At 45.6% G+C, this 23,017-nt stretch carries 25 protein-coding genes; 2 read left to right on the top strand and 23 right to left on the bottom strand.

Going from position 1 to position 23,017, the window contains the following annotated elements:
* Position 1: 1 nt before the first annotated feature.
* The 12 genes from PHG53_03590 to PHG53_03645 all read right to left on the bottom strand — a co-directional run bounded on the left by PHG53_03590 (position 2) and on the right by PHG53_03645 (position 11,113).
* Positions 2 to 757, bottom strand: coding sequence for a phosphate ABC transporter ATP-binding protein (locus PHG53_03590; GenBank protein MDD5380707.1), 756 nt, complete (start codon positions 755 to 757; stop codon positions 2 to 4).
* On the bottom strand, positions 751 to 1,599 hold the full coding sequence (gene pstA, locus PHG53_03595; protein MDD5380708.1) for a phosphate ABC transporter permease PstA: 849 nt from the start codon (positions 1,597 to 1,599) through the stop codon (positions 751 to 753). The genes PHG53_03590 and pstA (PHG53_03595) overlap by 7 nt, the downstream gene beginning before the upstream one ends.
* Entirely contained in the window at positions 1,596 to 2,465 is an 870-nt protein-coding gene (gene pstC, locus PHG53_03600; protein ID MDD5380709.1) for a phosphate ABC transporter permease subunit PstC, read from the bottom strand. The genes pstA (PHG53_03595) and pstC (PHG53_03600) overlap by 4 nt, the downstream gene beginning before the upstream one ends.
* Positions 2,449 to 3,333, bottom strand: a complete 885-nt coding sequence (locus PHG53_03605; GenBank protein MDD5380710.1) for a phosphate ABC transporter substrate-binding protein — start codon at positions 3,331 to 3,333, stop codon at positions 2,449 to 2,451. Before PHG53_03605 ends, pstC (PHG53_03600) begins: the two co-directional genes overlap by 17 nt.
* A gap of 130 nt (positions 3,334 to 3,463) precedes the next feature.
* A complete protein-coding gene (phoU, locus tag PHG53_03610; GenBank protein MDD5380711.1) occupies positions 3,464 to 4,144 on the bottom strand; it encodes a phosphate signaling complex protein PhoU in 681 nt (226 codons plus the stop codon).
* A 12-nt stretch (positions 4,145 to 4,156) separates the two neighbouring features.
* Positions 4,157 to 4,939, bottom strand: a complete 783-nt coding sequence (pstB, locus tag PHG53_03615) for a phosphate ABC transporter ATP-binding protein PstB (protein MDD5380712.1) — start codon at positions 4,937 to 4,939, stop codon at positions 4,157 to 4,159.
* Positions 4,933 to 5,784, bottom strand: coding sequence for a phosphate ABC transporter permease PstA (gene pstA / locus PHG53_03620; GenBank protein MDD5380713.1), 852 nt, complete (start codon positions 5,782 to 5,784; stop codon positions 4,933 to 4,935). The genes pstB and pstA (PHG53_03620) overlap by 7 nt, the downstream gene beginning before the upstream one ends.
* Positions 5,784 to 6,656 carry a phosphate ABC transporter permease subunit PstC gene (pstC, locus tag PHG53_03625; protein MDD5380714.1) on the bottom strand — a complete coding sequence of 291 codons (873 nt, stop codon included), beginning with the start codon at positions 6,654 to 6,656 and terminating at the stop codon, positions 5,784 to 5,786. The genes pstA (PHG53_03620) and pstC (PHG53_03625) overlap by 1 nt, the downstream gene beginning before the upstream one ends.
* Complete coding sequence (locus tag PHG53_03630; protein MDD5380715.1) at positions 6,653 to 7,537, bottom strand: PstS family phosphate ABC transporter substrate-binding protein; 885 nt, start codon at positions 7,535 to 7,537, stop codon at positions 6,653 to 6,655. The genes pstC (PHG53_03625) and PHG53_03630 overlap by 4 nt, the downstream gene beginning before the upstream one ends.
* A 34-nt stretch (positions 7,538 to 7,571) precedes the next feature.
* Positions 7,572 to 8,858, bottom strand: coding sequence for a putative porin (locus PHG53_03635; protein ID MDD5380716.1), 1,287 nt, complete (start codon positions 8,856 to 8,858; stop codon positions 7,572 to 7,574).
* 125 nt (positions 8,859 to 8,983) lie between these two features.
* Positions 8,984 to 10,405 carry an ATP-binding protein gene (locus PHG53_03640; GenBank protein MDD5380717.1) on the bottom strand — a complete coding sequence of 474 codons (1,422 nt, stop codon included), beginning with the start codon at positions 10,403 to 10,405 and terminating at the stop codon, positions 8,984 to 8,986.
* 3 nt (positions 10,406 to 10,408) lie between these two features.
* Positions 10,409 to 11,113 carry a response regulator transcription factor gene (locus tag PHG53_03645; protein MDD5380718.1) on the bottom strand — a complete coding sequence of 235 codons (705 nt, stop codon included), beginning with the start codon at positions 11,111 to 11,113 and terminating at the stop codon, positions 10,409 to 10,411.
* Positions 11,114 to 11,383: 270 nt separating this feature from the next.
* Here PHG53_03645 and recR point away from each other — a divergent pair, with 270 nt between their 5' ends.
* Positions 11,384 to 11,986, top strand: a complete 603-nt coding sequence (gene recR, locus PHG53_03650) for a recombination mediator RecR (GenBank protein ID MDD5380719.1) — start codon at positions 11,384 to 11,386, stop codon at positions 11,984 to 11,986.
* A 175-nt stretch (positions 11,987 to 12,161) separates the two neighbouring features.
* Positions 12,162 to 13,622 (top strand): RNA polymerase factor sigma-54, encoded by a 1,461-nt coding sequence (gene rpoN, locus PHG53_03655; protein ID MDD5380720.1) that lies wholly within the window; start codon positions 12,162 to 12,164, stop codon positions 13,620 to 13,622.
* A gap of 286 nt (positions 13,623 to 13,908) precedes the next feature.
* Here the strand turns inward: rpoN and PHG53_03660 are convergent, their stop codons facing one another.
* The 11 genes from PHG53_03660 to PHG53_03710 form a co-directional block, all read right to left on the bottom strand.
* The gene (locus PHG53_03660; GenBank protein ID MDD5380721.1) at positions 13,909 to 14,100 is read right to left on the bottom strand and encodes a hypothetical protein; all 192 of its coding nucleotides are present in this window, start codon (positions 14,098 to 14,100) and stop codon (positions 13,909 to 13,911) included.
* A gap of 11 nt (positions 14,101 to 14,111) precedes the next feature.
* The gene (locus PHG53_03665; GenBank protein MDD5380722.1) at positions 14,112 to 14,750 is read right to left on the bottom strand and encodes an RHS repeat-associated core domain-containing protein; all 639 of its coding nucleotides are present in this window, start codon (positions 14,748 to 14,750) and stop codon (positions 14,112 to 14,114) included.
* 340 nt (positions 14,751 to 15,090) lie between these two features.
* The gene (locus tag PHG53_03670) at positions 15,091 to 15,696 is read right to left on the bottom strand and encodes an RHS repeat-associated core domain-containing protein (protein MDD5380723.1); all 606 of its coding nucleotides are present in this window, start codon (positions 15,694 to 15,696) and stop codon (positions 15,091 to 15,093) included.
* A gap of 322 nt (positions 15,697 to 16,018) precedes the next feature.
* Positions 16,019 to 16,828 (bottom strand): RHS repeat-associated core domain-containing protein, encoded by an 810-nt coding sequence (locus tag PHG53_03675; protein MDD5380724.1) that lies wholly within the window; start codon positions 16,826 to 16,828, stop codon positions 16,019 to 16,021.
* Positions 16,829 to 16,924: 96 nt separating this feature from the next.
* Positions 16,925 to 17,671: a hypothetical protein gene (locus PHG53_03680; protein ID MDD5380725.1), complete on the bottom strand. Its 747-nt coding sequence runs from the start codon at positions 17,669 to 17,671 to the stop codon at positions 16,925 to 16,927.
* A complete protein-coding gene (locus PHG53_03685; protein MDD5380726.1) occupies positions 17,635 to 18,198 on the bottom strand; it encodes an RHS repeat-associated core domain-containing protein in 564 nt (187 codons plus the stop codon). Before PHG53_03685 ends, PHG53_03680 begins: the two co-directional genes overlap by 37 nt.
* Positions 18,199 to 18,517: 319 nt before the next feature.
* Entirely contained in the window at positions 18,518 to 19,156 is a 639-nt protein-coding gene (locus PHG53_03690; GenBank protein MDD5380727.1) for an RHS repeat-associated core domain-containing protein, read from the bottom strand.
* Positions 19,157 to 19,212: 56 nt separating this feature from the next.
* On the bottom strand, positions 19,213 to 19,887 hold the full coding sequence (locus PHG53_03695; protein MDD5380728.1) for a hypothetical protein: 675 nt from the start codon (positions 19,885 to 19,887) through the stop codon (positions 19,213 to 19,215).
* Positions 19,888 to 19,898: 11 nt separating this feature from the next.
* On the bottom strand, positions 19,899 to 20,585 hold the full coding sequence (locus PHG53_03700; GenBank protein MDD5380729.1) for an RHS repeat-associated core domain-containing protein: 687 nt from the start codon (positions 20,583 to 20,585) through the stop codon (positions 19,899 to 19,901).
* Positions 20,586 to 20,694: 109 nt separating this feature from the next.
* Positions 20,695 to 21,174 (bottom strand): hypothetical protein, encoded by a 480-nt coding sequence (locus PHG53_03705; GenBank protein ID MDD5380730.1) that lies wholly within the window; start codon positions 21,172 to 21,174, stop codon positions 20,695 to 20,697.
* A 22-nt stretch (positions 21,175 to 21,196) separates the two neighbouring features.
* Entirely contained in the window at positions 21,197 to 23,017 is a 1,821-nt protein-coding gene (locus PHG53_03710; protein ID MDD5380731.1) for a hypothetical protein, read from the bottom strand.

Here is a 23,017-nt window from a genome sequence, read left to right on the forward strand (position 1 = left end):
ATTATCCGAATCTGCCGGTTATATAATCATCTGTACGTTTGTCTCTCGGTTCAGTAAAGAGTCTGGCCGTCTCATCGGTTTCAACAAGCTCGCCCATCAAAAAGAAGGCACATCGCTCACTCACACGTGCCGCCTGTTTGGTGTTATTTGTCACTAATATCTGCGTATAGTCTTGCTTCAATTTCTGCATAGCATCTTCAATCTTTGCCGTTGAGATGGGGTCAAGGCCTGAGCAGTGCTCATCATAGAGAATCACATCCGGCTCGACGGCAAGTGTCCTTGCTATACAGAGCCGCTGCTGCTGCCCACCGGATAATTTCATCGCCGGGCTGTCAAGGCGGTCCTTTACCTCTTCCCAGAGATATGCCTTTTTCAAAGACTCTTCGACAATTTGACTGATTGTGTCTTTGTCGGTGATGCCGTGAACTTTTGGGCCGTATGCGACATTGTGATAAATGCTTACAGGCAGCACCTGGGGCAGGGCAAAAATAATGCCGATTTTTTTTCGCAAGATATTATCGCTTATGTCTTTGAGGTTCTGGTCTGCGAAAAAGATTTCGCCGCTTTGTGAATACGAGATATTAAGATAATTAAGCCTGTTCAATGCCCGCAAAAAAGTAGTTTTGCCGCTATTAGAAGGCCCAATAATCCCGAAAATCTCGTTCCGGTTGATTTCGAGGTTCAGGTCTTTTAAAACCGGAAGTTGGCCGTAGCGGCAATTCAAATTCACCGTTTTTATTATCGTCTTTTTTACCATAGCTTCTTTTTTCTATAGTGTGCGCGAAGAATTATGCTCACCAGATTCATCAGGAACACCATCGCTATAAGGACAAAGCACGTGGCGAAACTAATTCCAACCGGTATATTCGGCACCTGCGTGGCAATTACATAAAGATGGTACGGCAGCGCCATAACCTGGTCGAAAACCGAACGCGGCAGACGCGGCAGATAAAACGCAGCAACCGTAAAGAGAATCGGGGCTGTTTCTCCTGCCGCCCTGCTTAGACTTAAAACCGTACCGGTCAAAATTCCCGGTATCGCATAAGGCAATACGCAATACCGCACGGTCTGCCACCTGGTAGCCCCCAGGGACAAGCTGATTTCTCTAAAGCTTAGCGGTACTGATTCAAGGGCCTCTTTGGTTGCGGTAATGATTACAGGCAAACTCATTATTGCCAGCGTCAGTGAGCCGGCCAGTATCGATGTGCCTAACTTCAAAAACAGAACGAACAGCGTAAACCCGAAAAGACCATATACAATCGATGGAATTCCTGAAAGATTTACGACAGATAGTTTTATCAGACGCGTGAAAAAATTGTCCCTCGCGTATTCGACCAGATAAACCGCAGATAACACACCCAAAGGCAAAGAAAACACCATTGTGCCGACTATCAGCACAATGGTTCCGACTATCGCAGGAAAGATTCCGCCTTCTTTCATTCCGTTGCGTGGCGATTGTGTGATGAATTCCCAGCTTATAACGCCGAGGCTGTTTTTGACTATGTACACTATTATCATCAGAATCGGTATGACGACGAGCAGCGTAATCAACCCAAGGACAGAGAAGGCGATTTTTTCGCGAATCTTCGCGGCGTTCATACCCTTGCCCTCCGAAGGAAACTATCCGCAAGAAAATTTATTATGAAAGTTATTATAAACAGCACCAGACCAACGGCAAAAAGGGCGAAATAATGCTCGGAGCCGCTGACGGTCTCGCCCATTTCGCCGGCGATTGTGGCTGTAAGCGTCCTCAACGGCTGCAGGATAGACGTCGGTATAACAGGCGAATTGCCGGTAACCATCATTACGACCATTGTCTCACCGATGACCCTGCCGATTCCGAGCATCACGCCGGCGATAATGCCGGGCGAGGCCGCTGGCAGAACAATCCGCCACAGTGCCTGCCACCTCGTTGCGCCGAGACCGAAGGCCGCCTCCTTATAAGCCCTCGGCACGCCGACAAGGGCGTCCTCGGATATGCTGATAATCGTCGGCAGCGCCATAAAGGCCAACAGGAGACTGCCCGTAAATCCGCACATACCGGTATTTAAATGGAAAGTATTCTTAAGAAACGGGCTTAACCAAATAATGCCGATGAATCCTAACACGACGCTCGGTATCGCAGCTAAAATCTCAATCAGCGATTTTAAGATATGCTTAAGAAATGTCGGAGCGGCCTCTGCAATGAACATAGCTGCTGCAACGCCGACAGGCACACAGATAACGATGGCTCCGACCGTAACGTATATGGATCCGAGCAAAAGCGGCACAATACCAAACTTGGGCGGTTCGGAAATCGGCAGCCAGTTCCTGCCGAACAAGAACTCCCCCACCTTGTAAACTCTGAATAAAGATAAAGAATCCCGCAGCAGAAACAGAAATATCAAAAATACGAAAATGATGACCACAAAGCCGCTTAGCTTGATGAGCGATTCTATAATGTATTCGCTAATCTTTCTGCGCAACGGTAGCTCCCATCGGCACAAAGCCGGTCTCTATGAATTGCTGCTGACCTTTCGGGCCTAACGTAAAATCAATAAACAGCTTGGTGACCCCGTTCGGCTCACCATTGGTATAAAAATAAAGTCCTCTCGAAAGCGGATACGCCTTTTTGATTACATTATCGACATCGGGAGAATAAAATTGGTCTGCCTTTGCCACTAACAGCGCCTTCGTCCGGTCAGAGACATAGCCCATTCCTAAATATCCAATCGCCGCTTCATTTCCCGCGACTTCTTCGACAATCGCCTGCGAGGAGGTCAAAAGCAGCGTCTGCGGAGAGAATTCATCGCGGTTGTCTTTTTTGCCGAGCCGGACGACCTCTTCCTTGAAATACATATGTGTGCCGGAGCTGACTTCACGAGAGAGCGTTACTATATGAAGGTCTTTGCCGCCGAATTCTTTCCAGTTTGTGGCCTTGCCGGTAAATATCCTGTGCAAATCTTCAATCGTCAGCTTATCGATGGGGTTATCCTTGTTCACGATTACCGCAACGCCATCGTGCGCGACTGTAAATTCTTTGGGAAAGACGCTCCGTTTTTCGGCCATTTCTATTTCTTTGGGCTTCATTTCGCGTGAGCAAGTTGCCACGTCGCAGGTCTTGTTTATCAGTGATGCGATTCCGACGCCGCTGCCGCCGCCGGTTACCGCAACAAAAACGTGCGGATAGTCCTTCATAAATTCCTCAGCGACTTTCTGCGCGGCGTTAACAACCGTATCCGACCCTTTGACCTGTATAAAGCCGACCGGCTCACCCGGAGGAACGTCTTCGCTGCACCCCGCCGCGAAAAGTATTGGCAATAACAGTAGTGTAAGTTTCAGCCCGATTTTCATAATGCAGGAATTTTAACCGCCCTCCGCTTTTTTTGCAAAGCGTTTTACTAAATTCTCAACGAAGCATCTTAAAAGCGAATCACCTCAGGCCGGTTGTAACTGCGTTGATACCACCCCATAGCAGCGGTCATTAATGATGGTCGTCTGATTTGTAATTCTCGGTCTTGTGCCGAACTATTCTGCCTTCCACCATATAGATAACATCTTCCGCGATATTCGTAGCGTGGTCAGCCACGCGCTCAAGGTGTCTCGAAATTGACAACAAATGCAGCAACTCCCTCGTCCACGACGGGTGTGCCACAATACTTGCCTCAACCTGCTGATACATTTTTCGATTCAAGGCGTCAACTTCATCATCGGCTGCACAAACCTGATAGGCCCGCCTGCAGTCCATATCAACAAGCGAATCGAGACTTTCCGTTACCATCCACTGTGTCTTTTCGGCCATTGTATCAAAATCAAAAGGCACACTTACATGTTCCCGGCCCGCAAGAAACTCGCTTCGCTCGGCAATATTAACCGCCAGGTCGCCTACACGCTCAAGGTCGTTGTTGATTTTCAGCGCGGTAACGATGAATCGAAGGTCAATTGCAACCGGCTGATGCAAAGCCAGAATCTTAAGACATTCCTCCTCCACATCAATTTCCATCTGGTCTATATTCACATCATCGTCTATCACGCTCCGGGCAAGGGCGGCATCCCTTTCCCTGACCGACTGAACCGCCAAACACAAACTCTTCTCGACAGCCGCACACAGTGCGAGCAGTTTTGATTTGAGATTTTCAATTTCTTTCTGCATATGCACCGTCATAGGTTTTCCTTTCTATCCGAACCGGCCAGTAATGTAATCCTCGGTTCTTTTCCGCTGCGGTTTGGTGAAAACTAGTTCGGTCTGTCCCATCTCGATAAGGTGTCCCTCATAAAAAAACGCCGTCACATCGGATACGCGGGCCGCTTGCTGCATATTATGCGTTACGATGACTATCGTGTACTCATCGCTAAGCTCGTCAATCAAATCCTCGATTTTAGCGGTGGCTTTTGGGTCAAGGGCGGAAGCCGGCTCATCCATCAAAAGTATTTCCGGCTCAATCGCCAAAGCCCTTGCGATGCAAAGCCGCTGCTGTTGCCCGCCTGATAAATCCATCGCGCTGACATTCAGACGGTCCTTTACTTCATCCCATAAAGCAGCCCGTTTCAAACTTCTTTCCACGATTTCACCAAGCTGCTTGTGATTTTTGATTCCATGAGTGCGAGGCCCGTATGCCACATTCTCAAAAAGCGACTTCGGAAATGGATTGGATTTTTGAAAGACCATACCAACCCTTTTACGCAGTTTCACGACGTCGGCACCGCTGCCATATATATCTTCGTCGTCTATGAAAACCTGTCCCGTAAGGCGCGTGCCGTCGATAATGTCGTTCATCCGATTCAGCGTCCGAAGGAACGTAGATTTGCCGCACCCGGACGGACCTATCAGAGCGGTTACTCGCTTAGATGGAATGTCCATCGTAATATCGAACAGCGCCTGAGTAATACCGTAATAAAAATCCAGGTTGCCGACGTGTATCTTCGTCTCGCTTGCGCCGTTGTTCTTCCATATCACCATTTGTATTTTTTCCTTACGCGAATCCGCAGAATAATTGCCGCCAACCCGACCCCGAGAACTAAAATCAGCAGAACCAGCGCCGTTCCATACGCCTTTGGCCGCACCGCCTCCGTGTCCGGATGCTGCGTCGCCAATACGTAAAGATGGTATGGAAGCGCCATAACCTGGTCGAATGCCGAACGGGGCAGCCTCGGCAGATAAAATGCCGCGACCGTCAGAAGTATCGGGGCGGTTTCGCCCGCAGCCCTGCCTATTGCGAGAATAGTCCCAGTGAGCATACCGCCGATTGAGTACGGCAGGACATTACTCCATATTGTCTGCCACTTGGTAGCGCCGAGAGCTAAACTGCCTTCCCTTAACGATTGCGGAACGGCCCGCAGAGACTCTTCACTCGATACTATAATCGTGGGCAGTATCATGCACGCCAGCGTCGCACAGCCGGACATTATCGAACAGCCCCATCCGAAAAATATCACGAATAGTCCCAGCCCGAACAAGCCGAAAACTATCGAGGGGATGCCCGCCAATGTTGCTATCGCCACTCGAATGGCGCGTGTAAACCTGCCTTGCCTGGCGTATTCGGATAGATATATCGCTGTCGCCACGCCCAGCGGAAACGCCGCGGCAATACTTCCGGCCACCAATAAGAATGTCCCTATAATGGCCGGAAGTATTCCGCCTTCTGCGCCGCTGCGCCGCGGCATACTAAATAAAAACTCCCAGCTAATCACCCTCGCTCCGCGCCAGATAATCTCAAAGACAATAAACCCGACCACCAATACCACAAAGTAGGCAGTCAGCCGCATTAACCAGCACAAAACTTTTTGTGAAAATTTACCAGCCATTAACCCATCCTGTACTTGCTGAGCACTTTTTGTGCCGCCATATTCAGCACAAAAGTCGCAACCAGTAAAACAATCCCAATGCAGAACAACGCACTGTAGTGGTCGCTGCCGAAGGCCACCTCACCCATCTCCGCCGCGATAGTAGCCGTCATCGTTCTGACCGAATCGAAAGGCCAAAAAGTTATAATCGCCGCGTTGCCTGTAACCATCATCACCGCCATTGTCTCGCCGATGACCCTGCCTGTTCCGAGCATCACCGCCGCCATTATTCCCGGCAGCGCCGCAGGCACAGTTACTCTCCAGATTGTCCGCAGCCGGCTCGCGCCAAGCGCAAGAGATGCTTCCTTGTAGGATCTCGGTACGCTTCTCAATGCATCTTCCGAAATCGAAGTAACAGTCGGTATCGCCATAAACGCAAGCAGTACCGCTCCGGCAAAAGCCGTCAGTCCGGTCGGCAACCCAAAACAGCTTTTCACAAACGGTACCAGCACCATCAGACCGAAGAAGCCTATGACAACCGAAGGGATACCAGCCAGTACCTCGATAAATGGTTTGAGTATCTCCCGTTCAATTGGCGATGCCAGTTCTGAAATATACACCGCAGCACCAACCCCAAACGGAATCGTCAGCAGCATTGCGAGTACCGTTACCACAAGTGAGCCGGTAATCAAAGGCACAAGGCCGAATGACTCCTTTTGCGGAGAGGTCGGCATCCACCGCGTGCCGAAAAGCTCTCCCAATCCGGGGTGCTTTGCAAATGGAACGGCCTCCTTAAAAATAAAAACAAAGATGCATATCACGATTATTATGCTTAATGAAGCCGTCCATTGGAGCAACAATTCAATTATCTTTTCCTTACATAAACGTCTCATCGCTTAATCGCCACATAACCCGCTTCTCTGACTATCACCTGCCCCGCATCGCTAAGGCAAAAATCAACAAAGGTCGTTACATCTGCAGTCGCATTGGTGCCGACGTACAGATACAATGGCCTGGCTATCGGGTATTTTCCATTGATAACGGTCTCGTCCGAAGGCATAACAGCCGGAGAGTTGGCGTCCGCCTTGACCGCCACAATCTTGACCTTGTCCCCCGCCGCCAGTGCATAACCAAGTCCGACGTAGCCAATCGCGCCTTCATCAGTCGAAACTGACTCGATAATCGCCGACGTCGCAGGCATCAGTTTTGCTTTGGGTGTATAGTCTTTGTTCTTTAGAACATGTTCCTGGAAGAACGCGTAGGTCCCGGAGCTTGACTCTCTGGAAAACACAAGAATCCCCTCGTCGCTGCCGCCTATTTGGCTCCACTTCGTGTATGCACCGGTAAAAATTTGTGCAATCTGCTGGACATTAAGCTCTTTTACAGTATTTTTTGGATTTACCACCACCGCGATGCCGTCTCTGGCCACGACAACTTCTCTAACTTCAGTACCTTTTTCCATGGCCTGCTGCTTTTCTTTTTTCTTCATCTCTCTCGAAGCCGCACAGATTTCGGTCGTGCCGTTTATCAATGCGGCAATCCCCGTCCCCGAACCGCCGCCTGTTACCGCAATTTCCGTCTTGGGATTAATCTTCATAAACTCCTCGGCCCAGTTGCTGACTAAATGCACCATCGTGTCAGAGCCTTTTATGGTGATTGACTTTTTCTCACCGCCCCGGACGATGGTAAACAGCATTGCGATAATCATACACACCATAATAATTAGTGTGATGTCTTCGTTTACCGATGTTTCATTTTTTTCATACATCTTCATTTTGCATTTCTCCTAAATTAAATTGATTTGTCTGTTAAAATTTCAAAACCAAATCTGCCTGCAGCCTTCTGTAATCATCATTGTTGCTGCCGACTTTGTTAAGGAAATAGCCTAAACCGCCCTGCAGGTTTTTAGCGAACTGATACTTGAAACCAAAGTAATGTCCTCTACCGCCGGTTCCGCCGCCTATGAAATCGGAATCGCTGAACGCACCCAGCACCGCATCCGCTTCGAGGTCACGATAGTTATACAGCAGTTCCCAAGTCCCGGTCTCTTTTGCCTTGTTGAATCTGCAGCCGATAAGCCATCCTGTATCTTCCAATGTCGACGCAGCGAGGTTTTTTACATAGCTGCCGTAAACAGCTGCCGGCTTATCTATAATCGTGAAACCATATTCTCCGAAGCCTTCGACAATACCGTAGTCACTTGCGAATTCACCACCTGAAGAAGTATTGCCGAAAAAACTGTGCGAAGTCGACGCCCATGTATTCTTGAGGTCACCCCGCCCTTTGGTACTGCTGTAACCGTAATAACTTGCTCCTCCGGTTAAATAATTTTTATTTTCAAATGTGTGTTTCAAATAACTCTGGATGCCAAACAATGATATATCCGCCCCGCTGGCACTTTCATCCACCCAGAAACCGCCGCCGTTGATATATAACTTGTTGTTTTCGCCGAAGGGAGTTTCATAAGAAGCAGCTATGCCTTCAGGATTCAAGTCATCGTCCCATATGAGTTGATTGTCACCGGCTCTGTAAAACGGGTTTTTCATCTTTCCGCCGTAAACTTTCAACCCCTTTCTCGATGACGGATGCCAGGTAAAATACGCCAAATCCAGCCAAATGGCTTTACTTGAAAAACCGTCTTCCAATGATTGATTTGTGGAAACCGGGTCTGCTGAGCCGCTGGCTATTCTGAATGAAGCGTCCCAGTCATCGTTGATTTTTGCATCCAGCCCCAGTCTGGCGCGTATTCTGTGCCGGTTTTGTCCTCTGCGCCAATTGCCACTGGCCTGAGAATCGATGGATTCGTGCCGGTATCGCAAATCCCCGTTGATTTTTACGTTTTCAACCCACTTAAGACTATCCGGCAGGGCGTCTATTTTCTTGCTATCCACCGCCTTTGTAATTTTTTCATCTACTGTTTGTTCCTGAACTTTTTGGCTTGTTTCCAGCTGCTCAATTCGCTGCTGCATTTGCAGCAGCAATTTTTGCTGCTCGGCCAATTGAGCTTTCAGCTCGCTGACATCATCAGCCCTTGCAGCTCCCCCGAAAACCATAGCTAACATCCACATTGCCAGCGCTATTCCTTTCCTCATCATTTTCTCCTTAAACATACAGTTACCTTCATAGCGTATACCGGCGTATACTGCTTAAAACTATATGCCGTCAGTGTGAAGCAAATATGAAGGATTTGTGAAAACTTGATGAAAAAAGAAATTTTCTTTTACTTCTTGGGAAGTGTTACAAGGACCTTTGTTCCCTTGTTGACTTCGCTTTCGATGCAGATTCCCCCATTGTGGGCCGACACTATGTGCTTGGCGATGCTCAGTCCCAGTCCCGTCCCCCCGATTTCGCGTGAGCGGGCCTTATCAACCCGGTAAAATCTCTCGAACACCCGCTCGACATCCTCTGTTGGTATGCCGATGCCGTCGTCCTCCACGGTAACAACCACAGAATCGTCAGTTTGGGCAAGTTGAACTTTAATTTTGCCGCCCTCCTTCGTGTATTTTATCGCGTTGTCAATTAAATTAACAAAGACCTGTTCAAGCCTGTCCTTGTCACCCCTGATGGTAAAGTCGCCGGAAGGCGCCTCCGCTGACAGCTTCTGCTGCTTGACCGCCAGTGAATGTCCGAACCCCATTACTATCTCATCAATCAGCTCCTTAAGGTCTACCTCCACCATTTCTATTCCGCCGCCCGATTCGAGTTCGCTCAAACGCAGCAGGTCGTCTATTATATTCCCAAGCCGTTGTGTGTGTTTCTTGATAATCGCCAAAAACCTCCTCGCATTATCGATGTCGTTAATCGCCCCGTCTTCGAGCGTCTCGACGAATCCTCTGATGGAGGTCAGGGGCGTCTTCAGTTCGTGTGACACATTGGCGACAAAGTCGGTCCGAACAGTGTCAAGATACTTCAGACGTTCGATTTTCAGCTTCAGCTCGTCCGACATCGCATTTAGTGACTGGGCCAGCTCACCAAGCTCGTCGTTGCTTTTTACAATAGCTTTGTTGTCGAACTGCCCCTTCGCAACTGCCCCGGCGACCCTTCTCATCTGCCGAATTGGTCGGCTTATCCCGCAAGACATAACGTATGCGATTATCGCCGCGATACAAATTGCGGCGGCGGTGCCGAGCATCACCGTCTTATATGGCTCGTGCATCTCAAGCTGAACTTCGGATTCAGGCACCGCTATACGAACGACTCCGACGACCTCTTCGCCGTCACTAACACGCACTGCCACGTATTTCATAGGATAATTAAGCGTCTGGCTGAAGCGCGTGCTTTCACCTACACCCTTTTTGACCGCCTGAACAAACTCTGTTCTGTCCCCGTGGTTCTCCATAGACCGGGCATCTCTTTCGGAATCGGCCAGCACCTTCCCCTGTTTGTCTATTACCGTAATTCTAAGATTGAGATTTGCGGCGAGATTCTTCGCTTCGCGCTGAATATAAGTGTTATCTCCCTCAAGCATTGCCTTTTTGAAAATTTCGCCCGCCAGAATTGTATTATTCTGCAATCTCTGCGAAATTTTGGATTCGACGTTATCACCAAGCCGGATTACAAGAAATGAGCTTAAAATAATAGCGGTGACAATTGTCAACAGGACAAACGCGGCGAAGAATTTCCAGACTATCCTGACTCTCATTTATCAGCCCTTGAATCTGTACCCAACACTTCTGACCGTCTCAATATGGTCTTTCGCGCTTCCGAGTTTCCTACGCAGTGATTTAATGTGAGCATCTACCGTCCTGTCATAAACCATCGACCCGTCAGTGCCGCCGGCGTCTAACAACTGGTCTCTCGAAAATACTACCCCCGGGCGCCGGGCCAGACATTCCAGCAGTCGAAATTCGGTTGCGGTAAGCTCCACCTCCCGCCCCTTTACCAGCACCTTGTGTCCGACGCTGTCGATAACTATCTGGCCTGTTTTTATCTCTCCGGCCGGTTGTTCTTTATGCCTTCGCAGGACAGCTCTTATCCTCGCAATCAGCTCTCTCGGACTGAATGGTTTGGTAATATAATCATCGGCCCCAAGTTCCAGCCCCACCACCTTGTCGGTCTCGCGGGATTTAGCACTAAGAATAATGATGGGGACACGTGAAGTTGACTGCTGCCGCTTAAGCAGTTTACAGACCTCGAAGCCGTCAATGGCAGGAAGCATCAAATCAAGTATTATAAGGTCAGGTTTCGCATCCCCGGCCAGTTCAATCCCTTTTTCACCATTATAGGCGTGGATTGCTGTGTATCCTTCCTGCTTCAGGTTATACTCGACCATCTCTACGATATCGCGGTCATCTTCTACTATTAGTATTTTGCCTCTGTTCATTAAGCTTTGCCCTTTGTTTATGCTCATACGTTACCTGCCCCGGCAATCCTCGTCAAAGTAAAATTTATGACTCAAAAAATCTTGTTGTCCTGTCTAAAAACTTTCCGCACAATCCATGTTCTCCGCGATTAAAAATGTCCGAAATTTTTGACCGTTCCGATACAAATTTTGACGGTTTCTATACTTTTTTTGTACTTTTCTATACATTTTTCTACAATTTTTGACTGTTTTCAACCATATACGCATATAACAGTACCGTTGACATTTCACTCCGGCAGGCGGTATAGTAAGCGCATTATGAGCACTGTTTATACCGAAGCACTGAATAGGCTGATAGAAGAATTCGGCAAGCTGCCGGGAGTCGGGCCCAAGACGGCGGAACGGCTGGCTTTTCATATACTAAAGGCAGAACCCGCTGAAGCAATGGCTTTTGCCAATGCAATCCGTGATGTGAAGAACAAGATTAAGCGATGCGAAATCTGCTACAACTATTCGGAGGGAAAAATCTGCGAAATCTGCTCCGACCAGCGGCGCGACAGCAGTATTATCTGCGTTGTCGAACAGCCGAAAGACGTAATAGCTTTGGAAAAAACAGGCGCATGCAAATGGGTTTATCACGTCCTCGGCGGCCATATCGCACCGCTTGACGGGGTCGAGCCGGGAGATTTGACTATCGAGCAGCTCGTCAAACGGGTCCGCAAAGGCGACGTCAAAGAAATAATAATGGCGACCAATCCCAATATGGCCGGCGACGGCACATCTCTTTATATAAGCTCGCTATTAAAAGATACAGGCGTGAAAATCACCCGTCTGGCAAGGGGGCTGCCAACGGGAAGCACAATCGAATATGCAAGCGGTAAAATGCTTACCGACGCTATAATCGGCAGACAGCAATTATAGTAATCCATCTCCTAAAGATATTGCCCCCTAAATTACATGAATTTTTTGACAAATTTTTGGTATAATAAACGCAGCCGGAGATTTCCCAAGGCCGCAATTGTGTATACTTTATAGTATATGGGCAGGCCCTGCGGCGGGCAAAAAAGAAGTTTCGGGTAAAAATATGAAATTCGGGATGGAAACACATATGAGGCTGGAGCAGCAAATGAAGCTTGCTCCACATATGATTCAATCGATGGAGATTCTCCAGCTTCCAATCCTTGCGCTTCAGGAAAGAATAGAGCAGGAGCTTAACAGCAATCCTGTTTTGGAAATGGAAGAACCATCAAATCCAGATGGTGCAGGCACTGTTGACCAGCAGCCTCAGGAAGATATCGGCGAAAAAGATTTAGTCGTCGCCACCGATAACAATAAGGTCAAGGACTTCGAACGCCTCGATGGTCTTGACGATGATTACAGCGACTATATGGGCCGGGGCGAGGTCTTCCGCCGTCGCGCAAACCCCGATGAACAGGACAGAAAACTCGAGGCGATAAATAATACTGCTGCGCCGCCACAATCGCTGCACGAACACCTGTCCGAGCAATGGCATATGGTAGAAGCAAGCGACGGAGTAAAAAAAGCCGGCAGCGCAATCATAGATTATATCGATGAAAGAGGATACCTGACCGTTCGGCTGGAGCAGTTACACAATAAAGACAAGGCCGATTTTACTCTCGATGATTTGAAACAGGCCCTGCCGCTTGTGCAAAAGCTGGAGCCGCCGGGCGTCGGCGCACGCGACATCCGGGAATGCCTGCTTATTCAAATGGCACAAAGCGGCGAAGATATGAGTTTCGAGCATCGTCTGGTTTCCGAGCATATGGACGATCTGCTCGAAAATCGCCTGCCCAATATCGCAAAAAAAATGAATTGCAGCGTCGAAGACATTAATCGGGCCATTCAGCATATAAGCAAACTCGACACCTCGCCAGGCCTGCAAATCGGGATAGACCGAAATAACCCCATTACCGCTGATGTAATAGTAGAATCTCTGGATGATTCGGACGATTATTCTGTGCGATTGGCTGATTCCAGTTTGCCGGCCTTGAAAATAAGCGGTTACTATACAAAAATGGTAAAAGACGCCAAGGTTAATGAAAAAACAAAACAATTCCTGCAAAATAATATCCGCTCCGCACAGTGGGTAATAGACGCGATAGAGCAGCGGAAGAACACGCTGTTAAAGGTTGCACGGTCGATAGTAAAATACCAGCGGGAGTTTTTTGAAAAGGGCCAGCTGTATCTTAAGCCGCTGCCGATGTCGAAAGTCGCCGATGAAGTCGGCGTGCATCTGGCGACTGTAAGTCGTGCTGTGGCAGGGAAATACGTGCAGTGCGAATGGGGGATACTGCCGCTGCGGAAATTCTTTAGCGGGGGCACGGAGGACGCAGAGGGACAGGAACACAGCTGGGAGGCAATAAGGGCGAAACTGCAGCAGATTATAGACGATGAAGATAAATCTAAACCCTTAAGCGACGATGAGATACGTAAAAAGCTGGCGGATGGTGGGATTAATAATCTGGCCAGGAGAACCGTTGCAAAATATCGCAAACTGCTCAAAATCCCAACCGCGAGATTCAGGAAAAAATACTAACCGCGAATTAAGAATTTACAGGCGAAACAGGCCAACGGAGGGGTTATACGCATAGTTAGTAGGAAATGGTAAGAAATGCTAAAAAGAGAGAAAAAATGAAATAAATTGCAAAAAACAAGCAGCAATCCCTCGACTTTGCTCGGGACGAGATTTCAAATAATTTCCAATCATCAAGATACAAAATTCAAAAATAAAAAATTGAGTGTGGGTTGCCTAAGTTAACAAGAAGAAAAGCAAAGATGCTAAATTAAAAATAGGCGGCTGTCCCTGGTTATTTGTTAGTTATTTATTTTTTCTTCATTAACTGACCTTTTGCCCAAACTCTTGTACATTCACCAGCGAATATAAATATGAAAACTAATAAATAAGTATAACGAAACTGTGAATCTGATATATACAAACCGCCGATTATCCCTAATCCGAAAAATTTTACTGCCGCTGCTATACGACAGATTGTATCTAATGTATCACTACTCATAAAAATATTTCCTAAATACCAATGGTACAAGCTATCGCACAAGCTATTACAATTGCCTTAATTTCTGGAGGGCTATCAGGCCCTAAGCTTTTGCGCGGGTCTAAAACAAAAGACATACATTTATTCACACAATCACTCAATGTATCACTCTCGCAATCCCATGTACCTTCACTAGCACAAAGCGCACTACAAGAAAGCGCTACACTAGCCATACAAGCTATGCATGCAACGCTTGGCCCCCCTGCTTTGATCTTTAATCCACTTGGATCAATCCAGTTAACTGGATTATTTGTACAATATAGATATAGATTCATCGAATCTTTGTACCCTATCGGGTCTTTGCTAATAAACCTGCCGATACTTGGCTTGTAATACCTTGCTCTCAAAAAGACCAGACTGTCCGCTTCGGCAAATTGTTGCTCTCCAGTAAAGCCATAGGCGTTGGTGATAGAGCCAGAAGAGGCGATTACGCTGCCGAAGGAATCGTAAGTGTAGGAGGCAACAACTGCCTCATTGTCGGCTGTTAGTTGTCTCGTGCTACCTAAGCCATCGTAGAGATAAAACGAATTCGCATCTGCTCGCTTCATACTTATTAAGTCGTTTCCGTAGGTATAAACGGCCTGAATTATACCCGCGTCATCAGTTTCCATCAATACCTGAACCTGCTTGACCGCTACACCCCATTATTCCATTTATCGTGGTTACTTCCTTTTTCGCGTAACCAATCCTGTAACATTTTACTAAGGATTGACGACGCCAATATAATTAGACCCACGATTAAAAAAGACGGCCACTTTTTCTCACCTTCACATAGGGTGTCCGCAACGAAAAAAAACTTGCTTCCGACATACAGAAGCAATAAATATATTAGAAGGAAACACGCGGTTCCATGCAATGTTTGATATTTACTTCTCCATAATCGAGCGAACACTGAGTTATTTTGTTCTTTCCTTTTTATGGTAGTATCCATACCTTTCGTGTATAACTTATTTAAAGACAAGCAAGTATCAATCCTGCTACGTATCCTCCGACAACAGCTGCTAGGCAGCCAAAGAGGCACGGACCAACCCCCACGCCCCCTGTTACTGAACCACATCCAGCCACACAAGACACGTAAAGCGCCGCAACGCCAATGACCCCAATGACATCGACAACATCGCTACATTTTAGGGCATCCTTAATACAACTCCAAGTACCAAGCCCTCGTGGATCCGCAAAGTTAATGGGGTTGTTGTGCACATATACATAAGGATGCAGAGATTGTGGTCGATGAATTAAATTCAAATGAGGTAAAATCCATCCTACATAACCTCCCATTTGTATTGGCACTAAAATCGGATCTCTGGAGATAAATCTGCCGATGGATGGGTTGTAATATCTGGCTCTTAAGAAAACTAAACTGTCTGCTTCGTTGAATTGCTGCTGGCCGGTGAAGCCATACGTATTAGCCACAGAGCCCACAGAGGAAATTACATTGCCAAAGGAATCGTAGGTGTAGGAGGCAACCACGGACTCATTGCTATCTGTGAGCTGTTTGACGGAGCCGAGACCATCGTAGAGATAAAACGAATTCGCATCGGCTTTGTTCATATTCATAAAGGGAGAAAAAGCTTACTCTATGCTTTTTTATTGCCCTAGTAATTTGGGAAGAGTTAAAGCGTAATTAAAAAGCACGACAGCAACTGCAAGCCACAAACCAGCACAAAAAACAATAACACCCCACCATCTAATAGTAGCTCTTGATGCTTGACTTATTTTATATTTTGTCTTGTCAGGCCAAATTATTATGATAAATCCTAATATACAGTAAAATATAACCCATACTATGAGATAGATTGAAAACATACCTTACACTACTCCTATTAACTATATTAAAACAAGAAAATTCATGCCCCAAGACCTTGGTATCCCATTTCCCTCACCCCATATACCAAGGTATTCCACACGCCTTTATCATGTCTTTAAATTCTTTTGTTTTAGTAGCTTTATCCCATGCATCTTTAGTGTCGCATGCATCTGCATCTCTACTTTTCTTTAACTCTTTTAACTTCCTCATAAATTTGGGAATTTTCGAAAAGCAGTTAATCGCGAGTATACCTCCTATTATTATAAATCCACCTATAATTATTACCCCACCGATACCGGCCACCATACCCTCAGGATCAATATAGTTTACCGGATTATTACTGCAATACACATAAGAGTGTGTTTTTTGAGGACTCCCCGTCAAATGAGGCAAAAGCCAGAAGAAATTATCCCACACTTTTATTGGCGCAAGAATCGGATCTCTTGAGATAAATCTTCCAATGGATGGGGCGTAATATCTGGCCCTTAAGAAAATAAGGTCATTCGCTTCGCCGAATTGCTGCTCTCCGGTAAAACCATAAGGATTACCGGTCACATCAACCTCTATTGCTTTGGATACCGGAATTTGTCCTGTAAGCAGCAGTATAATAAATAAAGCGATTAATCCTTGTTTTCTCTTCCTGATTGCAACAACGCCGGCACCTAAACCAAAACACGCCAAAACCAAAACTCCTGATTCGTTGATTGATTTATTCCCTCCCGCAGCATTGGACGCCATCCCTCCACCAGCGGTTTGAGCGATTACGCTGCCGAAGGAATCGTAAGTGTAGGAGGCAACCACGGCCTCATTGTCAGCTGTTAATTGTCTCGTACTTCCCAACCCATCGTAGTTGTAGTAAGAATTTACATCAGCTCTTTTCATATAATGCCGGAAAAGCCCCAAACCAATACAATTTCAGCGAAATAAAACCGCTGAACCAGTACATACGTATGATTTATTGTGCAATACGATATAACATTAACTCTTTTGCTGTAAAGGACATGAGAAAAAGCATTTCGGAAAAAAGCTCTTCTTTTCCCTCAATTCTCCTATGTCTTTCTTCTCTTTTTCAAGTATCTGTTTCATATCTCTAACAGTTATTTGTAATTTTTCATCTTTAACAGCTTTTGCATAATCATCTATAATCTCTACCCCTTCTCTTTTACATATAAGCCCAATTAATTGAGTGGTTTTGTCTGTGTAGTCACAGAACTGAACACCCATAGCAATGCATACGCTACCCAAAAGGAGACATTGCTCACGGTTCACATCACTTTCTAAATATGATTTGGATAGAGAATGTAAACTCTTAGGAATCAAAATAAATGACTCTAAATTATACTTTTTCCCATTTACATTAACATCTGTATCTACGGGGCCGACCTCAATGTCTAATGAATCTCCCTTAGCACCATCAACGATTAGTTCTAGAAACCGGTCTATTCTGAAATCAGTCACATCTCTAATATTATTTTCATTTACTCCGTGCACGCTAAGCAACGAGATAGCTTCTGCGTAATTCTCAATAGAAGTTTTCTCGGAACTCAAAAAACCTTTATTTCGTGCAAACTGCTCCCATAAGGGATCCTGTGTAAAGTTTATTATATTTGAATTTCTCCTACTTACTGCTATTACTGCGATCAGCAAGATTATTAGTACAATAATAGCTACAAAAATAATTCCTTTTTTCAGTGGAACCACGAATCTATACCGCATTTTAGACATTCTGGGGCACCTTCTTTTATCATATCTATACATATTTTGATCCACCGTCTTCTTTTCAATTCACATTTAAGTTCCTTCTCGAGACTTCCGCATGATGGATCATCTGGTTCATCTAAACATTTAGGTCTCATCTTCATACAAGCGTCATAATATACATGCATGTAGAAACCACACCAGAAACAAGTCCATAGTAGCTTGCCTGATGGGTCAATATAATTTGTCGAATTATTCTTTACGTATGTATACAAGTTTAAACCATCAACGTATCCAATCGGGTCTCTGCTAATGAACCTGCCGATTTGCGGCGAATAATATCTTGCTCTTAAATAGACCAGATTGTCTGCTTCGCTGAATTGCTGCTCTCCCGTGAAGCCGTAGGGGTTGGTGGCAGAGCCGGAGGAAGCGATTAAGCTGCCGAAGGAATCGTAAGTGTAGGAGGCAACAACTGCCTCATTGTTAGCTGTCAATTGTCTAGTGCTTCCTAAGCCATCGTGGAGATAAAACGAATTCGCATCCGCTCGCTTCATACTGATTAAATCATCGCCATAAGTATAGGTTGCCTAATTTAACAAGAAGAAAATCAAAGATGCTAAATTAAAAAATGGTGGCTGTCTGTAATTTCCCTCTATTCTCTGCGAGAAAGCTGTTTATCGCTTGTTTTATAAAACAACGCCAATGCAATAACCACCAAGCCGATGATTATACCTAATATAAATTTGCTTTCCCCCCTCCCCGAAAAACCAATATAGCTTAGTAAAACAACCATAATGCCGGTGAACAAACTGAGTCCCTGTTCCAACTTGCTTCTTCTTGGTCGCTTAATGTTCCACATTTTTGTTTATACCCTTAATCATCTTTAACAGTACAGAACAGATAGGCCCCCGTCGCCTCGCCGGCACAGTAAAGCGCCCATGCACCACCGCCTATACCAACAGCGGGGCAGAACATACCACCCGCACCCACTCCTCCCATTCCTAACGCGGCCCAAAGCGAACTACAGAGTGGTGTCATTGCATCTCCCATACACGCGCTAAGAGATGGATAGCCCCGCCGTCTCCATCGTGGTGGTCCTGATGGTCTTTCCCTTCTTATGCCATATGGATCGCTGAAATTGACAGGATCATTTTCTACATATGCATACAAATTTATTCCGCCCTCATACCCAATTGGGTCTTTTGAAATAAATCTGCCAATACTTGGCTTGTAATACCTTGCTCTTAAAAAGACTAAACTGTCTGCTTCGTTAAATTGCTGCTCGCCGGTGAAGCCATAGGGATTAACAACTGAGCCCACAGAGGAAATTACATTACCAAAAGCATCATAATCATACGAGGCAACCACGGACTCGTTGTCAGCGGCCAATTGTCTCGTGCTTCCTAAGCCATCGCAGAGATAATAAGAATTCGCATCAGCTCTATTCATACTGATTAAATCATCGCCATAAGTATAAGCAGCCAAGACTGAATTTGTATCAGTCGTTTCCATTAATACCTGAACAAGCGAAAATAGGCGGCTGTACATAGTTTTTGCAATATTATCGTCTAATCAGTTATTACCTTCTGATCAGTATGATGTCCACGTATTACCAGATGCGTTGTGATTTTATAAGCTTGCCACGCGATCAAAAGTAATATTATGCTTGCTATCTTAGCACGAAGCGAATGGGTATGTCCCATCAGTTCCATAATTGCAACAGAAGAAGATACCCATAAAATAGCAACCAGATATCCTATAAACTGTTTAACCAATGTTTCTCGATGTTTCTGCTCTAATGGTTTAGACAATTGAAACCATCTGCCTAGATTTTTGCGACACATCCAACATAAGCAACCGATGATTATTGCGGCTAACAAAATTACCAAATTCACCGGTATAACATAAGGCATCTCTGGCATAAGTAACCTGAGTTTTTCGAACATAGTGCCCAAAAGTAGGAAACCAAGAAGAAAAATAGTAATTAACCATATCCTGAGGGTGGTTTTTGCAGAACTCCGTAGCCATGAATAAATCGCGAGATATACGCAATAGACCCCAGTAAAAACCATCAATATTGTGACAATTAAAAAGGAAAACGAAAAAGCCTGCTTTGAATCAGTCATGTGCCAAATTGCGAATGCCATTGCAAAAACTATATACAAACCTATGCATCCTGACAGAATCGCCGAAATTCTTGCTAAAAATTTACTTGGTTCTGAAAATAGCTCTTTCCGTTTCATATATGTCTCCTTTATGGACATGGACATGGAACAAGTGAGCAATCCATCAAATCGGCCGCCAGCCCAATTTCGCACCCTGCTTCGAAACTGAGCCCAGCGTCATAGGCAATAGCAAGAAGAGGACCCCATACCGCAACACATGTACCTTTACATATTTCTTTTGCTATTGGTGGCATCCGCTTACCACAATCACTTAGACAGTCTTTAAAACCATCTTCAGCCGCCTTTATAATGGCTTCTCCAATTGACATACATAAGGAAAATGTCACGTAAGCATCTTCAATACATTTATCTCGAGCCGGACATTTGCCTTTGGGATCTGTATAATTAACCGGGTTATTCCTCACATAAGCATATAAGTTTATACCACCTTCGTAGCCTATCGGATCCCTGCTCAAAAATCTTCCTGCGGCGGGGTTGTAGTATCTTGCCCTCAGATAAAGCAGTTCGCTTGAACTGTCAAACTGTTCGCCTGTGAAGCCATAGGCGTTGGTGATAGAACCAGAAGAAGCGATTAAGCTGCCGAAGGAGTCGTAGGTGTAGGAAGCGACCACTGTCTCACTATCATCTGTCAACTGTTTGACGGAGCCGAGGCCGTCATAAAGATAGAACGAATTTACATCCGCTCGCTTCATACTTATTAAGTCATTGCCGTAATTATAGACGGCCTGAACTGTGCCTGCGGTATCGGTTTCCATAACCACCTGAACAAATTGGTTTTATCCTGCTTATTTTAACTTCGAAAAAACCATGAACCAGTACACCATTATGACAATACTATTGTTTGACATGCCGTCCACCATATTTCTAATTTGCTGCAGGAGTTGGTAGTATTTTCTTTCTTCTTCTATGCGCTATCAGCCAAGCTCCTAAAAAAGCGCATACCCAAAGTAAGGCCATCTGGAGAATCCAAGAAAATCCTAGGATAACTTGGAAATGGTTTTTGATGGACCATGGAATTCCGACAAGGATAGCTTTCGATAAGAGAATAATAGTAGCAATAGTTACTAACAGGTTAACTATTATTATTGTAATTATCCGATTACTTCTCGATATAAGACTTATGACAATAGCCGTTAAAAAACCCGAAATACCAAAACCTAACACGTCTAATAAACAAGATATCGAAATGCACAGGTAGGGATAAGGAAGCCATTCAGTTGATATTAGAAGCTGAACCCTTGAAGAAAGAGTCAAAAACAAAGGAATAAATATACATATACACAATACGGAACCGATAATAATTGAAATAATTTCTGTAAATATATTTTTGTAACTATAACTCATTTGGCAGTTTCCTTTCACCTAACTAGAAGATGCCTGGCCCCATCGTTCCTTTCGATGATGCACAAAGGGAACGGCAAGCCCAATCCTTAGCCACACACTTAAACCATCCTATTAGTCCGGGATTTGTAATTTTGCACTCCCAAAACTTTTGGTTGCAACAACCAATACAGGCCTGGGTATTAAAAGCGTCGGAAGCCATGCCTGGACAACCTTCAGTTTCCTCAAGTTGTTCTTTCCATTTTTGACATGCACTCTTCATCTTCAAACCTGACGGGTCTACAAGGTTAACAGGATTATTGTTCACGTATGCATACAAGTTTATACCACCATCATACCCAATCGGGTCTTTGGAGATAAACCTGCCAATACTTGGCTTGTAATATCTGGCTCTTAAGAATACTAAATCGTCTGCTTCACTGAACTGCTGCTCTCCCGTGAAACCGTAGGCGTTAGCTACAGAGCCAGAAGAAGCGATTACGCTGCCGAATGAATCATAGGTGTAGGAGGCAACCACTGCTTGATTGTCTGCTGTTAATTGCCGTGTGCTTCCCAAGCCATCATAATGATAGAACGAATTTACATCAGCTCTGTTCATACTGATTAAATCATCGCCGTAGGTATAGACGGCCTGAACTGTGCCTGCGGTATCGGTTTCCATAAGCACCTGAGTAAGCGGCGACGCCACATCATTTATATATTTAGTTTTTACGCCGTTTTGGGTTTTGCTTATTCTTACGCCCTCGCCATTATATTCATAAAGAGTATTGCCGGCCGGCTCGGATACGGACAAAAGGTGGTTTGCCCAATCCCAGGAGCAGGTTGTAGTGCTGCCGGCGGCGGTTTTTGTCTGGAGGTTGCCGCAGCCGTCGTAAGCATAAGTAATAGTTGCGCCGCCGGCGGCTTCTGTCAATAGCTGATTATTATTGTTATAGGTGTAACTGGTTGTATTTCCATCCTTAACCATACTGGTCCTATTACCTACATCGTCATACTGGTAGGAAATAGAGTAGGCATTTGAGCCGGTGCGGGTTTCGGAAGTGAGCTGATAGATTTCGTCATACTCATAGGTTACAGATGAGCCGCTGTATTCTGATACTGATAATCTATTGCCCGCATAGTCGTACGTATAGCTGAAAGAAGATAATACCGCCCCTGTTGAGTCTTTGTTTACCAAAGAGAGGAGCCAATTCCTCTGCGAATCATAGGCGTATAGCGTATAGCTGCCGTTGGGGTAGTCGGCCTGCGTCAGCTTGCCTAAAGAGTCATATCGGTAAGCTGTTAAACCGGCAGGAGCATTGACCTCTATGAGGCGATTAAGCTCGTCATAGGCATAGACGGTAATACCGCTGTTGGGGTCGGTCAATTGCGTTCTATTGCCGGCGGCGTCATATTGATAGTTTACGGTTTTATTGTTCGTGTCGGTAACGGAGGTCAATCTATTGAGATAATCGTAGGTGTAAGAGGTGGTGCCGGCTGGGTCTGTCATCGAGGTCCTGTTGCCCAGGCCATCGTAAGTGTAGTTGATATAATGCCACTTGGAAACACACACGCCATTTTCACATAATTCCTCGGCGCCACAGCTTGATATGCAGTGTCCCTGACCATCACATACTTCGCAGTTGGAAGACACGCATGTTGACTGGCAGCTGCCGTTTACACAGGTTCGACATTGGCTGGAGAAACAATAATTGTAACATACGCCACAATGACAGTACTGACAAGGTCCGCACGGCGAACGGCACTCAAGACAAGGACAGCCCCAGGCAGAGGCGGAAAATACGAACAAGACCACAAGCGTAGATAAAATAACGAAGCTTCTCGATAGTTTAAGATTATTTTTCAT

The sequence above is a fragment of the Phycisphaerae bacterium genome, assembly GCA_028714855.1.
Lineage (GTDB): Bacteria > Planctomycetota > Phycisphaerae > Sedimentisphaerales > Anaerobacaceae > CAIYOL01.

Coding starts and splice junctions, on each gene's coding strand:
- PHG53_03590 (MDD5380707.1), bottom strand. CDS start 757: ATGGTAAAAAAGACGATAATAAAAACGGTGAATTTGAATTGCCGCTAC.
- pstA (MDD5380708.1), bottom strand. CDS start 1,599: ATGAACGCCGCGAAGATTCGCGAAAAAATCGCCTTCTCTGTCCTTGGG.
- PHG53_03605 (MDD5380710.1), bottom strand. CDS start 3,333: ATGAAAATCGGGCTGAAACTTACACTACTGTTATTGCCAATACTTTTC.
- phoU (MDD5380711.1), bottom strand. CDS start 4,144: ATGACGGTGCATATGCAGAAAGAAATTGAAAATCTCAAATCAAAACTG.
- pstB (MDD5380712.1), bottom strand. CDS start 4,939: ATGGTGATATGGAAGAACAACGGCGCAAGCGAGACGAAGATACACGTC.
- pstA (MDD5380713.1), bottom strand. CDS start 5,784: ATGGCTGGTAAATTTTCACAAAAAGTTTTGTGCTGGTTAATGCGGCTG.
- pstC (MDD5380714.1), bottom strand. CDS start 6,656: ATGAGACGTTTATGTAAGGAAAAGATAATTGAATTGTTGCTCCAATGG.
- PHG53_03630 (MDD5380715.1), bottom strand. CDS start 7,537: ATGAAGATGTATGAAAAAAATGAAACATCGGTAAACGAAGACATCACA.
- PHG53_03635 (MDD5380716.1), bottom strand. CDS start 8,858: ATGATGAGGAAAGGAATAGCGCTGGCAATGTGGATGTTAGCTATGGTT.
- PHG53_03640 (MDD5380717.1), bottom strand. CDS start 10,405: ATGAGAGTCAGGATAGTCTGGAAATTCTTCGCCGCGTTTGTCCTGTTG.
- PHG53_03645 (MDD5380718.1), bottom strand. CDS start 11,113: ATGAGCATAAACAAAGGGCAAAGCTTAATGAACAGAGGCAAAATACTA.
- recR (MDD5380719.1), top strand. CDS start 11,384: ATGAGCACTGTTTATACCGAAGCACTGAATAGGCTGATAGAAGAATTC.
- rpoN (MDD5380720.1), top strand. CDS start 12,162: ATGGAAACACATATGAGGCTGGAGCAGCAAATGAAGCTTGCTCCACAT.
- PHG53_03660 (MDD5380721.1), bottom strand. CDS start 14,100: ATGAGTAGTGATACATTAGATACAATCTGTCGTATAGCAGCGGCAGTA.
- PHG53_03665 (MDD5380722.1), bottom strand. CDS start 14,750: ATGGAAACTGATGACGCGGGTATAATTCAGGCCGTTTATACCTACGGA.
- PHG53_03670 (MDD5380723.1), bottom strand. CDS start 15,696: ATGAATATGAACAAAGCCGATGCGAATTCGTTTTATCTCTACGATGGT.
- PHG53_03675 (MDD5380724.1), bottom strand. CDS start 16,828: ATGAAAAGAGCTGATGTAAATTCTTACTACAACTACGATGGGTTGGGA.
- PHG53_03680 (MDD5380725.1), bottom strand. CDS start 17,671: ATGTCTAAAATGCGGTATAGATTCGTGGTTCCACTGAAAAAAGGAATT.
- PHG53_03685 (MDD5380726.1), bottom strand. CDS start 18,198: ATGAAGCGAGCGGATGCGAATTCGTTTTATCTCCACGATGGCTTAGGA.
- PHG53_03690 (MDD5380727.1), bottom strand. CDS start 19,156: ATGGAAACGACTGATACAAATTCAGTCTTGGCTGCTTATACTTATGGC.
- PHG53_03695 (MDD5380728.1), bottom strand. CDS start 19,887: ATGAAACGGAAAGAGCTATTTTCAGAACCAAGTAAATTTTTAGCAAGA.
- PHG53_03700 (MDD5380729.1), bottom strand. CDS start 20,585: ATGGAAACCGATACCGCAGGCACAGTTCAGGCCGTCTATAATTACGGC.
- PHG53_03705 (MDD5380730.1), bottom strand. CDS start 21,174: ATGAGTTATAGTTACAAAAATATATTTACAGAAATTATTTCAATTATT.
- PHG53_03710 (MDD5380731.1), bottom strand. CDS start 23,017: ATGAAAAATAATCTTAAACTATCGAGAAGCTTCGTTATTTTATCTACG.